Genomic DNA, 14267 nt, shown 5'->3' on the forward strand with positions numbered 1-14267 from the left:
TTTTTGGCGTCCGGTTGGCGCCAGGTATTGTTTTGAATGAATCAGCTTAGCGTTGCAGGATGATTTTTGGCGTGATCACGGCAGAAGGGCCAAAAATCCTGCTAGCCTTGAAAATACGCTTGCTGAAACGTTTAATCTAGAAAGATTGGCACGTTACTCGATAATCTCTCATCCTTGAAGTGCAACTTGTCGTAAGCGCTTGGACGGTGACCGTCGGCTTGAATCGGGTAGGATGGCCCTTATCGTCGGGGCTAACTCGAAAAAACAAGGAAAACCGGGTTGAAACTCAGTGATATTGCCCAACTGGCCGGTGTGTCCGTGACCACCGCCAGCTATGTCATCAACGGCAAGGCCGAACAGCAACGCATCAGCAGCGCTACCGTCGAACGGGTGCGGGCGGTGGTCCAGGAACACGGCTTCACGCCCAATCCCCAGGCCGCCGGGCTGCGCAGCCGCCACACCCGCACCCTGGGCTTCATCCTGCCAGACCTGGAAAACCCCAGTTACGCACGCATCGCCAAGTTGCTGGAGCAAGGCGCGCGGGCGCGGGGCTACCAATTGCTGATCGCCAGTTCCGACGACGCCCCCGACAGCGAACGACAGCTGTTGCAGTTGTTCCGCGCCCGGCGCTGCGATGCGCTGATCGTCGCCAGTTGCCTGCCGGCCGGCGACGACAGTTACCAGCAGTTGCAGGCCAAGGGCATTCCGATCATCGCCATCGACCGGGTGATGGAGCCGGCGCATTTCTGCTCGGTGATCAGCGACGACCGCCAGGCCAGCCTGCAATTGACCCGCAGCCTGTTGGAGACCCACCCTCGACAAATCGCGCTGATCAGCGCCCGTCCCGAGCTGAGCATCAGCCAGGAACGGGCCGCAGGCTTTCGCGAGGCCTTGGCCGGGTTCGAGGGCCAGGTGCTGATCGAGCATGGCGAGTCGTTCAGCCGTGAATGCGGCCGCCAGTTGATGGAGGAAATGCTCGCGCGCCTGGGGCATCTGCCCGACGCGCTGATCACCACGTCCTATGTGCTGCTGCAAGGGGTGTTCGACGCCCTGCACGATTTCCCGCTCAAGTCGCGGCCGTTGCGCCTGGGTACGTTTGGTGACACGCAGTTGCTGGATTTCCTGCCGCTGCCGGTCAATGCCATGTCCCAGCAGCACCAACTGATCGCCGACAAAGCCCTGGAACTGGCCCTGGCGGCCATCGAAAACGATGACTACCAGCCCGGCGTGCAGGCCATCGCGCGGACGTTCAAGCAGCGTATTCACCAAGGCTGACGCTTCTTCAGGATTGATCCATGGAGTTGATCGACACCCACACCCACCTGGATTTTCCAGACTTTGATGCGGACCGCCCGGCACTGCTGGCCGAAAGCCGCGCCTTGGGCGTGCGGCAAATGGTGATACTGGGCGTGTACCGGGACAACTGGCAGCGGGTCTGGGACCTGGTGCAAAGCGACCCGGACCTGCATGCCGCACTGGGCCTGCACCCGGTGTATCTCGATCAGCACCGACCCGACGACGTGGCGCTACTGCGCGAGTGGCTGAGCCGCCTGGCCGGACATCGGCAATTGTGTGCGGTAGGGGAAATCGGCCTGGATTACTACATCTCCACCCTGGATCGCGAACGCCAGCAGGCACTGTTCGACGCACAACTGCAACTGGCAGTGGAGTTCGAACTGCCAGCGCTGATCCATGTACGCCGCAGCCATGCCGACGTGATCGCGACCCTCAAGCGCATGGGCTCCAACCGCGCCGGGATCATCCACGCCTTCGCCGGCAGCTTCGAAGAGGCCCGCGAATACATCAAGCTCGGCTTCAAACTCGGCCTGGGCGGTGCCGCGACTTGGGCCCAGGCCTTGCGCATGCACCGGGTGCTGGCGCAATTGCCGCTGGACGCGGTGGTGCTGGAAACCGATTCCCCGGACATGGCCCCGGCGATGTTCCCCGGCCAACGCAACAGCCCGGCGCATTTGCCGGCGATTTGTGAGGCGCTGGCCGGGATCATGGGTATCAGCCCGGAACGCTTGGCCGAGGCCAGTACGGCCAATGCCCGCCAACTGTTCAACTGGTAAAAAAACCTGTGGGAGCGAGCTTGGTGGGAGCAAGGCTTGCTCGCGATCCAGGCACCGCAGCACTCAAGAGACCGCGGTGTTTTCATCGCGGGCAAGCCTTGCTCCCACCAAGCTCGCTCCCACATTGGACCTGCGGTGAATCAGCGGCAATCACACCCGAAACGCATTGATCAACTGCTTGAGCTGCACCACCTGGGCAGACAATTCGCGGCTGGCGTCTTCGGTCTGGTGGGCACCTTCGGCGGTGCGTTCGCCGGCGCGGTTGATTTCGACGATGTTCTGGTCGATGTCATGGGCCACGGCCGTCTGCTGCTCCACAGCGGCGGCGATCTGCTGGTTCTGGTCGACGATCATGCCGACGGCACCGAGGATATTTTCCAAGGCCTGCTGGACCTTTTCCGATTGGCTGACCGTGCCGCTGGCCATCTCATGGCTGGTGCCCATCGCCTTGACCGCGGCGCCGACACCACCGTGCAGGCGGGTGATCATCGCTTCGATTTCTTCAGTCGATTGCTGGGTTCGCTTGGCCAGGGTCCGCACCTCATCGGCCACCACCGCAAAGCCGCGCCCCTGTTCACCGGCCCGGGCCGCTTCGATGGCGGCATTGAGGGCCAGCAGGTTAGTCTGCTCGGCGATGCTCTTGATCACATCCAGCACGCGACTGATGGCCTGGCTGTCGGTCGCCAGTTGATTGATCACCTGCACCGACTGATCGATCTCGCTGGCCAAGCGGGCGATGCTGCCCTGCTGGGATTCCACCAGCCCGCGCCCGCTGAGGGTCTCGTCGTTCACGCTGTGGGCACTGCTCACCGCTGCAGCGGCACTGCGGGCCACTTCCTGGGCCGTGGCCGACATTTGGTTCATCGCCGTGGCCACCAGTTCGATCTGGCTGCGCTGGCCGGCGACGGCCTGGTTGCTCTGGGCCGATACCGTTTCCACCTGCCCGGCCTGGCGTTCGACTTCGGCGACGGTGCGGCCGACCTGTTCGATCAGGTCATGGATCTTCGCCACCGTACCGTTGAACACTTCACCCAGCTCACCCAGTTCGTCTTTGCTGCGCGCGACGAAATTGACCGTCATGTCCCCCGCCGCCACCTTGTCCATCATCTGGCCCAGGTGCTGGAGCGTGGTGCGGGTCGAGGCGTAGAAACCGGCGTACAGGTAAAAAATCAACAGGAACACCAGCACCAGCGCCACGGCTTGCAGCACCATGTGACTGCGATTCTGTTCCAGGCGCTGCTGCAACTGCACGCCGAGAAAGCCCTGGGTCGCTTCGTTCAGCCGATAAGTCTGCTCCATCAGGCCGCTGACCTGCTCAAAGAATGCCGGCCAGGGCGCATCGAGGGTGTCGGCCATCACCACCTGCTCCTCGATCAGTTCCGAGGCCTTCTTGAGGGCACTCTTGCTGCCGCTGGCCTGGGCGGCCAGGGTTTGTCCAGCCGCCTGGCTGGAGCCGAGGGCGTCCTGCAGTTTCAAGTCGTACTCGCCCTGGAGCTTTTCGATCTGCGCCAGCAACTCGTCGAAGCGGGTGCTCGACGCCGAGTTGAGAAACCCCAGCCCCAACGAGGACGCGCCCAGCGCCCGGCCTTCACCGAGAATCTGGGTGACCTTGGGGGTCGTGCCGATGATCAGCTCACTGAGCTGGCGGATGTCGCTCTGGTTGTCGCGGCTCAGCCCCGCCTGGCTGGCGATGATCTGGCCGAACATCTGGGCGCTGTTGAGCAACTTGCCGATCAGCGCACTTTTGCTCTGCAGGGAGCTTTCGGCCTGCTGGGCCTTGAAAGCACCGATCATTTCGTCGCGCTTGGCCTCGAAGGCACTGACCTGCTCAGGCTCGATGGCCATGGCCGTCATGCCTTGCAGCCGTGCGAGGACCTGTTGTTCCAGGCTGCCGATCTTCGCTTCGACATCACCGGCCTTGCCGGATTGGCCCAGGCTGGCGTTGATCTGCACCAGATTATTGAGGGTTTCCAGGTCCCGGCGCAGGGTCAGGCTGCTGCCCAGCAGGTCGAGGCTTTGCAGCTCCACTTGGGTGCCCTGGAATTCCCGATAGGAATCGCGCACCAGAAAGAAGTTGGTCACCAGCATGGGCAGCAGGAACAGCACGCTGATCAGGCTGAACTTCATGCCGAAGCTCAGGCGGTTCATCAGCGCGACGGCGGGCCAGAGCAAACTCTTCACAAGGAAGTCTCCCGGTAGTGTTCTTATTGTTATGAGCTCGCGCACGGAGACAGCAGAAAGCCACTATTCGGGCGCTGCTCTTGTATAGCCTAAATTGGCGGGGAGATTTGTAACTTAAGGTTAACGAGAAGGACTGACACGGTTCAGCTGTGGCTAGGGGATTTATCTGTGGGAGCAAGGCTTGCTCCCACAGAATCCCTCGCCACAAGGAAATGTGTTGGTTGTTCTCAGGCCAACACCGTCCACAACGCAAACCCGGCATACCAGAGCACCGCCGCACGCAGCAACAATTCCCAGAGACGGTCCAGGCTGTTGATGCCGTCCGGCCCGGCGACGGGTCGGGGGATCTCGCCCGCCACCAGGCCGACCTTGTCGATGAGGGCGGCGGCGCTGATGTTCCAGTTCAGCAGCTCATGCAGCATGACCCGGCTGACCGCAACGAAATTGCCCACCAGGGCGAAGCTCGCCGCCAGCAACCGCACCGGCACCCAATCGAAGGCATGGCGCATTTGTGCTGCCCGCTCGGCCACGCCGGGGTTCTGGCTGTGCTCGGCGGCTAGCGCCAGCAGCCGATAACTCAGGGCGGCGACCGGGCCCAACACGAAGTACCAGAAAATTACCGCGAAAAAGCTCTGGTAGGCCTGCCACAACAAATGCCCCTGGACCCGCTCCAGCAACTGCTCACCGTCATCGGCTTCAATGTCCAGGTCGCGCTTGGCCACATGGGCCGCCGCTTGCAGGTCTTCCCGACGCCACGCGTCGCGAAACGGCCCGAGGCCGGCCAGCAGATCACCACGCCCCAGGCTGTAGATCACCACCAGCAAATGCACCGGCAGCGCCAGCAGACCATAGGCCACCGGCTCCAGCACCCACAAAAGCAACGCCAGCAGCGCCACGGGCAGCACCACCATCAGCGTCAGCACCAGCCAGGGTCGGCTGAGCCAACGCGGGCTCGCCTCGAGCTTGTTCAGCTCGAGCAGCCAGCCGCCGTCGCGCTGGACCCGCTGGCGCAAGGCCGAGAACTTCTCGATCCAGACGGCCAGCAGCAACACCAGAAAACTCATTGTCCTTCCCCTTCTGTCAGGGCCGCGCGATAGCGCACCCAGTCGAATGCCGGTCCCGGATCGGTCTTGCGTCCCGGTGCGATGTCGCTGTGCCCGCAGATACGCTGCACAGTGATCGCCCTGAACGCCGCTTGCAACTGCCGGGTCAGGTCCACCAATGCGACATATTGCGCGTCGGTGAACGGCAGATCATCCGTGCCCTCAAGCTCGATGCCCAGGGAAAAATCGTTACAAGTCTCACGCCCCTCGAAGCACGAGACACCCGCATGCCACGCGCGATCCAGACAAGAGACAAACTGGGTCACGGCGCCGTCACGCTCAATCAGAAAATGCGCAGAAACGCGAAGGTCGGCGATACCCAGAAAGTAGGGATGTTCCGTGACATCCAGACGATTCTGGAAGAATTCCTGCACCTTGCCCGTGGCGAACTGTGCCGGTGGCAGGCTGATGTTGTGGATCACCAGCAGGGAGATTTCGCCTTCCGGGCGCGCATTGAAGTTGGGCGATGGGCAATGACGCACCCCCTCGCACCAACCGCTCGCGGAGTCCAACTGCATACAGGTTCCTTCGATGACGACGCTGAATGCCGCCAGTATGCCGTGATCGGACCGGGCTGCGCGATCACTTGCCGCGATTGAGCTGGCGCAGATTGCCCAGCACCGACTCCAGCGCGCGGTCGAACAACAGGGTGTCGTCCAACAGCCGCGCCGCTCCCCGGCGAAATTCCAGGGCCAGGCTGGTGCGGCTATGCTCCAGCACCTTGAGGCCGGTGCGATTGACGAAGACGTATTTGCCGGTGGCCTCGATGATCGCCGCCAGCTTGCAACGCAGGGTGTTGTCATCGTCCTCCTGGAACTCGACCCAGCTTCCCAGGTGCAACTGGTCGACCTGCAGCAGGCCCACATCATCGGCCGGCAAATGCACCGCGACGCTCTCCCCCGCCGATTTCTGCGGGGCACGCAGGACGATTTTTTCCAGCACCTCGACCATGGCCGGCGAATCGAACGACTGGGCCTGCTCCGTTGCCTGGCCCATGCGCTCGAGCGCCTGGACATGCAGGAGCTCCAGTTCACTGAAAAACTCGCTGGTGGCAAACGGGTCGAACGCTGAGCGGCTCAGGCCTTCACGCAGGGCCTTGAGCAGTTCGGGCACCATTGCCAGCAAGCGCAGGCCGGCGTCGGGTTCGTCGTGAGGCTGGACGCTCCAGATCAATTGCTCCAGGGTCAAGACGTCGGCCTGCCATTCGGCGGAATACTTGCCATGCTTGAAGCACGTCAGCAGCAACACTTGGCTCCAGGCGTGTTGCACGAACTCCACCACGGCTTGCGGCAAGACTTTGCCCAACATCACCTGGTTCAGCGCCCCTTCAACGCGATGACGCGCCAGTTCGGCCTTGGCCCGGCCCTCTTCGGCGTCGCGAATACGCTGTTCAAGCAATTCGCTGCGGCGGCGCTCGTCACTGGTGAAGGCCAGGAAATCGGCCAACAGCTCGGAGAAAATCGCCGGGTCATCGACGAAGTCGTTCAGCAGGCGCTGCACCACCTGCTCGATGCGCAGGTACAGGCTGTCGCGCTGATGGTCGTCGCAATCGCCCCAGCCCATGGCCGCAGCCGCGATTTCGTTAAGCAGCCGCCGGGCCGGATGATTGCCACGGCTGAAGAAGCTCTTGTCCTGCACCGCGACCTTGAGCATCGGGATTTGCAGGCGGCCGATCAGGGCCTTGAAGGAGTCTGGCAGGTTATGATCGTCGAGGATGAATTCGAACATCATCGAGATCAGGTTGATCACGTCTTCATCGGCGCCTTCGACCACCCGGGACTTGCCACTGCGCACGCTGACCCGGGTCAACAATTGTTCGAGCTGGCTACGCAAATCGAACTCGTCGTGAACGGTAGGCGCCGGTACGTATTGCTGCAAATGAGAGAGCAACCGTAGCAGGTCACGGGTAGAAATCGGCTGGGGCGGTACGCTGGGTTCCAGGGTCGGCGCCACGCTGCCACGCACCTGCATCAGCAGTTTCTGCAAGGCGGCGAACACTTCCTGCACGCTGTCATCGACCTCGGCATCGCCGGGCTTGTCAGCGACCTCGGCGCTGGGCCGCAGAGTTTCCTCGGGGCGATCCGACGTCCGGCGCGCCGGCGTAACCTTGAGCTCCGGCAGCACGCCTGTGGCGGCCAGCAACTGGTTGGCCTCGGTATAGAGTTGGTCGCAATCGCTAAGCACATAACGCTCGAACAGCTTGAGCAGGATCAGCTTGACCTTGATGCCCACGCCCAGGTTGCGCCCGGCCTGCAGGAACTTCTCGCACAGCAGTGCCGGGCTCAGGGGATTGTGCTGATTGGCCAGCGGTCGGCCCAGCAGCGCACCGAGCCGGGCCGTCAGTTGCTCCAGCGCCACGCCATCGCGCCTGAACACCCGAGTGACCATCGCCTCGACCGCCAAATGGCGCTCCAGCTCGTCCTGGGAGCGCTGGGCTTGGCTGTCCGGCGCCAGGGTGGGCGCCAAGCTGGTGTGGGTCAGGTCGTACTGGGCAAGGCTGACGAAGGTCTCGAAAAACTGCTCGATGAATTCACGCTCGATGCTTTTACGCTTCAGGCGCAGGTCGCGCATGGCCTCGAAGTACAGGTTCTGCTCGACGTCGTCGCGTGCCCGGTCGGCCATTTCAAACAAGGTGTCGTCGGCGTTATCGAACAGCCCTTGCAGGCCCAGGCGCAACTGCTGGGCAGCCTTGTCGCGAACCTGAAGCAGAATCACAGGCAGGCGGGCGAGCGGCGAGGGATTCGCCTGATCGGTAGCGACCTTGTGCAAAGGCACTACATTCCCGTCGTTGTGCATCCTGGCCTCCTGAAACGGCTTTCTTCGGCTCGTAACGTCAAAGCTATGACGTCAATCGAAAGGCGGATTATCGGGTAAAACAACCCTGTCGTACCAGCACACTCTGTGATCCATCTCGAAATACGGCGCAATAAGTGACCCGGGAAATGAGGAAATGTTGCGAGGACGCGACCAAATGCAGGTTTCGACACCCTATAATCAGGCCACTTTGTTTGTGGAGCCCGTTATGCCGAATCTACGCCTCGCCGATCTGACCGCCGAAATCGAAGCCAACGTGCGCCGTGCGTTGCTTGAAGACATCGGCAGCGGCGACATCACCGCGCAACTGATCCCCGCCGAACGCCTGGCCAAGGCCACCATCATTACCCGCGACGCGGCGATCATCAGTGGCACGGCCTGGGTCGATGCCGTGTTCCGGCAACTGGACCCGCGTGTCGCGGTGCATTGGCAAGTGCGCGACGGCGACCGGGTCAACCCCGATCAGGTGCTGTTCCACCTGGAAGGCCCGGCCCGCTCGCTGCTGACCGGCGAACGCAGCGCGCTGAACTTCCTGCAAATGCTTTCCGGCGTTGCCACGCGGGCCCGTTACCTGGCCGACTTTGTCGCCGGTACCCAGGTCAAGCTGCTGGACACCCGCAAGACCCTGCCCGGGTTGCGCCTGGCCCAGAAGTATGCGGTCACCTGCGGTGGCTGCCACAACCACCGCATCGGCCTGTACGATGCCTTCCTGATCAAGGAAAACCACATCGCCGCCTGCGGCGGAATCGCCCAGGCCATCGCGGCCGCCCACAAGATCGCACCGGGCAAACCGGTGGAAGTCGAAGTGGAAAGCCTGGCGGAATTGAAAGAAGCGCTGGCGGCTGACGCCGACATCATCATGCTCGACGAACTGAGCCTGGACGACATGCGTGAAGCCGTACGCCTCAATGGCGGCAAGGCGAAGCTGGAAGCCAGCGGCGGGATCAACGAAAGCACGTTGCGCCCGATTGCCGAGACTGGGGTGGACTACATCTCGATCGGCGCAATGACCAAGGATGTGAAGGCAGTGGATCTGTCGATGCGCTTGAGCCTCTGACAATAAAAAACGCCAGCCTTGAAGGCTGGCGTTTTTTTTCAGACCACCAGATTGTTCATCTCGCAGTACTCATCCCATTCCACACCCAGCACCTCGGCCGCTTCCTTGTGCAACGCAAGACGCTGCGCCTCGAATTCTTCAGGTGGGCTGGTGTACTTGAGCGTCAACTCCCAAGGCTGCAAGCCCTGGGCTTCGGCCTCGTCCTCGAACGCCCATTGGATCTGGTCTTTTTGATCATCGGCAGACAAGTCCTTGATCTCTTCCAGCAACTGGGGCGCATCCAACACATACTTCTTCAGCGCTTCTTCGTGCCTGGCTTCCTGGGTCAATTCTTTAACAGTCATGGCGTTCTCGTTGATCTGGGGAATGGAAGATGGATCTGGATCATCAAGGATCTCTCTGACGCAAAAAAACCGCTTGAAGCCCGGTTTATCTGGCCTTCAGAACCATTCGGGGATCATCTGAAAACTGCTGGGCGATGCACATGCAGGCAATGAATATAGGACGTTTTGCCGATGATTTACACGGTTCTTTACATCTATCCCACAAAAAAACCATGCGCCTGAGAAACCAGGGAAGCTTGGGAACATCTGTCAAAATAACCAGTCATAGCCATGTGCCATGCCGGCACTTCACAAGGAACCCCAGTGATGCGCAGCTTTTCGAAACGTTCGTTGACCCGGCTTGCTACCGCGACCTTGCTGCTCGGCAGCCTGACCTTGACCGGCGTTGCCCAGGCGGCTGTTGAAGTCTCCTCCGATGGGCCGTCTTCCGACGACACCATTCCTGCCCTGCGTTTTGACCGATTTGATAAGTACGTACTCGTCAAGACCAACGTCAACGTCAGTGCCTTGGAAAACCTGCCAAAAACCGTGAAGAACAACGCCGAGGAACTGGAAAGCCAGAAACGCACCCTCAGCGAGCAGGCCCGTCAGATCGAAGAACTCAAGCGCAACAGCGGCTCCAGTTCCACCTCCAGCAGCAAGGAAATTGACGAGCTCAAACGCACCATAAAGGAACAGGAACGCGACCTGAACGATCTGGGCAAGCAAGTGGAAGAACTCAAGCGCAATAGCGGCTCCAGTTCGAGTTCGAGCAACAGCGAGATCTCGTCCCTGAAACGGGAGCTCAGCGATCAGGATCGCGAGATGGATCAGCTCAAACGCACGGTCGAGGAGCTGAGCAGGAAAGTGAAATAACGAGGGGGATGGTGCCCGAGACAGGAATCGAACCTGCGACCTTCGCGTTACGAGTGCGCTGCTCTACCGACTGAGCTACACGGGCGGTGGCTAAACCTAGCACCGTCCCCTGTGGCCAGGCAACCCGCGACACAGGGATTTTCACCGCACAGCAAAACGCCCCGAACCAGTCGGGGCGTTTGCTTGTTCAGCGGTTAGGCTACGGGGTGATTAAACGCCCGATGCCTTGGCTGCTGCGACGTCCTTGATGGACAGTTTGATACGGCCGCGGTTGTCCACGTCCAGTACCAGCACTTCCACTTCCTGGCCTTCTTTGAGGATGTCGGTCACTTTCTCGACGCGAGCATCGCTCAGCATGGAGATGTGAACCAGACCGTCCTTGCCCGGCAGGATGTTGACGAACGCGCCGAAGTCGACGATGCGCTCAACCTTGCCGACGTAGATCTTGCCGATCTCGGCTTCTGCGGTGATACCCAGGACGCGCTGGCGTGCTGCTTCTGCCGCTTCCTTGGTTTCGCCGAAGATCTTGATCGAACCGTCGTCTTCGATGTCGATCGAAGCCTTGGTTTCTTCGCAGATCGCACGGATGGTCGCGCCGCCTTTACCGATGACATCACGGATTTTGTCGGTGTCGATTTTCATCGCGATCATGGTCGGAGCATTTTCCGACAGTTCGGTACGGGACTGACCGATAATCTGGTTCATCTGACCGAGGATGTTCAGGCGCGCTTCCAGGGCCTGGCCCAGGGCGATTTCCATGATCTCTTCGGTGATGCCCTTGATCTTGATGTCCATCTGCAGTGCGGTGACGCCTTTGGCGGTACCGGCCACTTTGAAGTCCATATCGCCCAGGTGGTCTTCGTCACCCAGGATGTCGGTCAGGACGGCGAATTTCTCGCCCTCTTTAACCAGACCCATGGCGATACCGGCAACCGGCGCCTTCATCGGCACACCGGCGTCCATCAGGGCCAGGGAAGCGCCGCAGACCGAAGCCATCGAGCTCGAACCGTTGGACTCGGTGATTTCCGATACCACGCGAATGGTGTACGGGAACACGTCAGCGGCAGGCAGCATGGCCTGGACCGAACGACGGGCCAGACGGCCGTGACCGATTTCGCGGCGACCGGCGCCACCCATGCGACCACACTCGCCCACCGAGAACGGAGGGAAGTTGTAGTGCAGCATGAACGGGTCTTTCTTTTCGCCTTCCAGGGTGTCCAGCAGTTGCGCGTCACGGGCGGTGCCCAGTGTTGCAACGACCAGCGCCTGGGTTTCGCCACGGGTGAACAGCGCCGAACCGTGGGTCTTTGGCAGAACGCCGACTTCGATGTTCAGCGGACGTACGGTACGGGTGTCGCGACCGTCGATACGTGGCTTGCCGTTGACGATGTTTTCGCGAACGGTGCGGTATTCGATTTCACCGAAAGCGGCTTTGACGTCGCTGGCCGATGGTTGGCCTTCTTCGCCGGACAGCTTGGCAACGACCTGGTCTTTCAGCTCGCCCAGGCGTGCATAACGGTCGGCCTTGACGGTGATGGTGTAGGCCTGGGAGATGGCTTCGCCGAACTCGGCACGGATCGCGCCCAGCAGCTCGGTGGCTTCGGCTTGCGGAGCCCAGGTCCAGGTTGGCTTGGCGGCTTCGGCGGCCAGTTCCTTGACGGCGTTGATCACCACCTGGAACTCGTCGTGGGCGAACAGTACGGCGCCCAGCATCTGGTCTTCGGTCAGCTCTTTGGCTTCGGATTCAACCATCAGCACGGCTTCGGAAGTACCGGCCACGACCATGTCCAGGCTCGACGCCTTCAGTTGCTCGTAGGTCGGGTTCAGCAGGTAGCCGGTGCTTTCGTGGAACGCGACGCGGGCAGCGCCGATCGGGCCATCGAAAGGAATGCCGGAGATCGCCAGGGCAGCCGAGGTACCGATCATCGCAGCGATGTCCGGATCGGTTTTCTTGCTGGTGGAGACGACGGTGCAGACAACCTGCACTTCGTTCATGAAGCCTTCTGGGAACAGCGGACGGATCGGACGGTCGATCAGTCGGGAAGTCAGGGTTTCTTTCTCGGAAGGACGGCCTTCGCGCTTGAAGAAACCGCCAGGGATCTTACCGGCAGCGTAAGTCTTTTCCTGGTAGTGGACAGACAGAGGGAAGAAGCCCTTGCCTGGATCGGCTTGCTTGGCACCGACAACGGTCACCAATACGCTGACGTCGTCGTCAACGGTGACCAGCACTGCGCCGGAGGCCTGACGGGCGATACGGCCAGTCTCGAGGGTAACGGTCGACTGACCGAACTGGAATTTTTTGATTACCGGGTTCACGGTGTCCTACCTTCTTTGTGGCTCTTGGGGAACTTGTCTTCTTGCGAAATTCTTGGGCAATGGCGGGAATCGGCCCGACGTCTGTCCAGGGTAAAACGTGTATCCAGATAAAACTTGAGGCTGGGAGCCTGCCATGCGCCAGCGGGAAACCCACTGACGTACGACAGACCACCAACCTCTAGCGCAATCGCTGATTAGCGACGCAGACCCAGGCGAGCGATCAGAGCGCTGTAACGGCTCAGGTCCTTGCCTTTCAGGTAGTCCAGCAGCTTACGACGCTGGTTTACCATGCGGATCAGACCACGACGGGAGTGGTGATCTTTACCGTTGGCCTTGAAGTGACCTTGCAGTTTGTTGATGTTGTGGGTCAGCAGTGCAACTTGCACTTCTGGCGAACCAGTGTCACCAACAGCTTGCTGGTAGTCAGCTACGATTTGAGCTTTTTCTTGAACGTCGAGAGCCATGAGGCAATCCTTTTAGTCAGGAAACTGTTTCAAGGAAACAGCTTCAACAGGCCAGGGACAAATCCCTGTATCTATAAATGAGTAGTGACCGTGCCTGTTAACAGCCACACTCGCCAACCTGCTGTTACGCAGGCTGGTTCCGGTCATTCCGACCGAATCAGTCGACGCGGCGCAATGCGCCCGTCTTCGCTCACTTCACCGATACCGATGAAGCGACCATTATGATCCTGCACCCGGACCATGCCGAACTTCGGCGCATCCGGGGCACGTACCGGCTGGCCGTTGAGCCAGTAGAACGCACTGTGTTCCGAGAACTGCAACAGCGGCCAATCCAGCAACCCGCTGTCCGATGGCATCAGGAAACGGTCGACCGCTTCGTTGCCGCCTTCGGCATGTACCGCTTCAAGCTCTTCCAACGTGACCGTCTGGGCCAACGTGAAAGGCCCGGCCTGGGTCCGTCGCAATTCTGCCACGTACGCGCCACAGCCGAGCTGTTCACCAATATCCTCCACCAGGGTGCGGATATAGGTGCCCTTGCTGCAATCCACGACCAGCCGCGCAGTATTACCGTCAAAGGCCAGCAATTCCAAGCGCGCAATAGTAACAGAACGCGGTTCACGCTCCACTACTTCGCCTGCACGAGCCAGTTTATACAGCGGCTGGCCATCACGCTTCAGAGCCGAGTACATCGGCGGTATCTGACTGATTTGCCCGCGAAATTTCGGCAACACCGCTTCGATATCGGCCTGACCAACGGTCACCGGGCGCTCCAGCAAAACCTCACCTTCGGCATCCGCCGTGGTGGTGGTCTTGCCCAGTTGCGCCAGGGTTTCATAACCCTTGTCGGAATCGAGCAGGTACTGGGAGAACTTGGTCGCCTCGCCAAAGCACAGCGGCAGCACGCCGGTGGCCAGCGGATCGAGGCTACCGGTGTGCCCGGCCTTTTCAGCATTGAGCAGCCAGCGAACCTTCTGCAACGCCGCGTTGGACGTGAACCCCAGCGGCTTGTCGAGCAGGATGATACCGCTGACGTTACGACGGATACGTTTGACCTGAGCCAC

Annotated in this window: 12 protein-coding genes, 1 tRNA gene and 1 pseudogene; 4 read left to right on the plus strand and 10 right to left on the minus strand. The window is 60.7% G+C overall.

Annotation, left to right across the window (positions count from 1 at the left end; translation table 11 throughout):
• Window positions 1–279: 279 nt before the first annotated feature.
• Together cra and CFII68_RS03640 are read left to right on the plus strand one after the other, a co-directional pair.
• Window positions 280–1275, plus strand: a complete 996-nt coding sequence (gene cra / locus CFII68_RS03645; RefSeq protein ID WP_014336586.1) for a catabolite repressor/activator — start codon at window positions 280–282, stop codon at window positions 1273–1275.
• A gap of 20 nt (window positions 1276–1295) precedes the next feature.
• The gene (locus CFII68_RS03640) at window positions 1296–2072 is read left to right on the plus strand and encodes a TatD family hydrolase (RefSeq protein WP_018612830.1); all 777 of its coding nucleotides are present in this window, start codon (window positions 1296–1298) and stop codon (window positions 2070–2072) included.
• Window positions 2073–2222: 150 nt separating this feature from the next.
• Here CFII68_RS03640 and CFII68_RS28300 read toward each other — a convergent pair whose 3' ends face one another.
• The 5 genes and pseudogenes from CFII68_RS28300 to CFII68_RS03620 all read right to left on the minus strand — a co-directional run bounded on the left by CFII68_RS28300 (window position 2223) and on the right by CFII68_RS03620 (window position 8152).
• Window positions 2223–3152 (minus strand): methyl-accepting chemotaxis protein, encoded by a 930-nt coding sequence (locus CFII68_RS28300; RefSeq protein ID WP_371103557.1) that lies wholly within the window; start codon window positions 3150–3152, stop codon window positions 2223–2225.
• A pseudogene (locus CFII68_RS28305) lies at window positions 3129–4220 on the minus strand (methyl-accepting chemotaxis protein); the annotation flags it as partial. The pseudogene CFII68_RS28305 and the gene CFII68_RS28300, both read right to left, overlap by 24 nt.
• 260 nt (window positions 4221–4480) lie before the next feature.
• Window positions 4481–5317: a regulatory signaling modulator protein AmpE gene (ampE, locus tag CFII68_RS03630; protein WP_018612834.1), complete on the minus strand. Its 837-nt coding sequence runs from the start codon at window positions 5315–5317 to the stop codon at window positions 4481–4483.
• Window positions 5314–5874, minus strand: a complete 561-nt coding sequence (gene ampD, locus CFII68_RS03625) for a 1,6-anhydro-N-acetylmuramyl-L-alanine amidase AmpD (protein ID WP_018612836.1) — start codon at window positions 5872–5874, stop codon at window positions 5314–5316. Before ampD ends, ampE begins: the two co-directional genes overlap by 4 nt.
• Before the next feature lie 64 nt (window positions 5875–5938).
• Window positions 5939–8152 carry a DUF1631 domain-containing protein gene (locus CFII68_RS03620; protein ID WP_018612838.1) on the minus strand — a complete coding sequence of 738 codons (2214 nt, stop codon included), beginning with the start codon at window positions 8150–8152 and terminating at the stop codon, window positions 5939–5941.
• Between the two features lie 226 nt (window positions 8153–8378).
• Between CFII68_RS03620 and nadC the strand changes: the two genes are divergently transcribed.
• Window positions 8379–9227, plus strand: coding sequence for a carboxylating nicotinate-nucleotide diphosphorylase (nadC, locus tag CFII68_RS03615; protein WP_018612840.1), 849 nt, complete (start codon window positions 8379–8381; stop codon window positions 9225–9227).
• Between the two features lie 38 nt (window positions 9228–9265).
• Here nadC and CFII68_RS03610 read toward each other — a convergent pair whose 3' ends face one another.
• Window positions 9266–9571: a DUF6388 family protein gene (locus CFII68_RS03610; RefSeq protein WP_018612842.1), complete on the minus strand. Its 306-nt coding sequence runs from the start codon at window positions 9569–9571 to the stop codon at window positions 9266–9268.
• A 306-nt stretch (window positions 9572–9877) separates the two neighbouring features.
• Here CFII68_RS03610 and CFII68_RS03605 point away from each other — a divergent pair, with 306 nt between their 5' ends.
• On the plus strand, window positions 9878–10426 hold the full coding sequence (locus CFII68_RS03605) for a hypothetical protein (protein WP_018612844.1): 549 nt from the start codon (window positions 9878–9880) through the stop codon (window positions 10424–10426).
• Between the two features lie 9 nt (window positions 10427–10435).
• On the opposite strand, the gene CFII68_RS03600 is transcribed toward CFII68_RS03605, so the two are convergent.
• The 4 genes from CFII68_RS03600 to truB all read right to left on the minus strand — a co-directional run bounded on the left by CFII68_RS03600 (window position 10436) and on the right by truB (window position 14267).
• Window positions 10436–10511, minus strand: a tRNA-Thr gene (locus tag CFII68_RS03600).
• Between the two features lie 125 nt (window positions 10512–10636).
• On the minus strand, window positions 10637–12742 hold the full coding sequence (gene pnp / locus CFII68_RS03595; RefSeq protein WP_003197725.1) for a polyribonucleotide nucleotidyltransferase: 2106 nt from the start codon (window positions 12740–12742) through the stop codon (window positions 10637–10639).
• Window positions 12743–12936: 194 nt separating this feature from the next.
• A complete protein-coding gene (gene rpsO / locus CFII68_RS03590) occupies window positions 12937–13206 on the minus strand; it encodes a 30S ribosomal protein S15 (protein WP_018612847.1) in 270 nt (89 codons plus the stop codon).
• A 143-nt stretch (window positions 13207–13349) separates the two neighbouring features.
• The gene (gene truB / locus CFII68_RS03585) at window positions 13350–14267 is read right to left on the minus strand and encodes a tRNA pseudouridine(55) synthase TruB (RefSeq protein WP_018612849.1); all 918 of its coding nucleotides are present in this window, start codon (window positions 14265–14267) and stop codon (window positions 13350–13352) included.

Source organism: Pseudomonas sp. CFII68 (assembly GCF_000416195.1).
GTDB lineage: Bacteria > Pseudomonadota > Gammaproteobacteria > Pseudomonadales > Pseudomonadaceae > Aquipseudomonas > Aquipseudomonas kilonensis.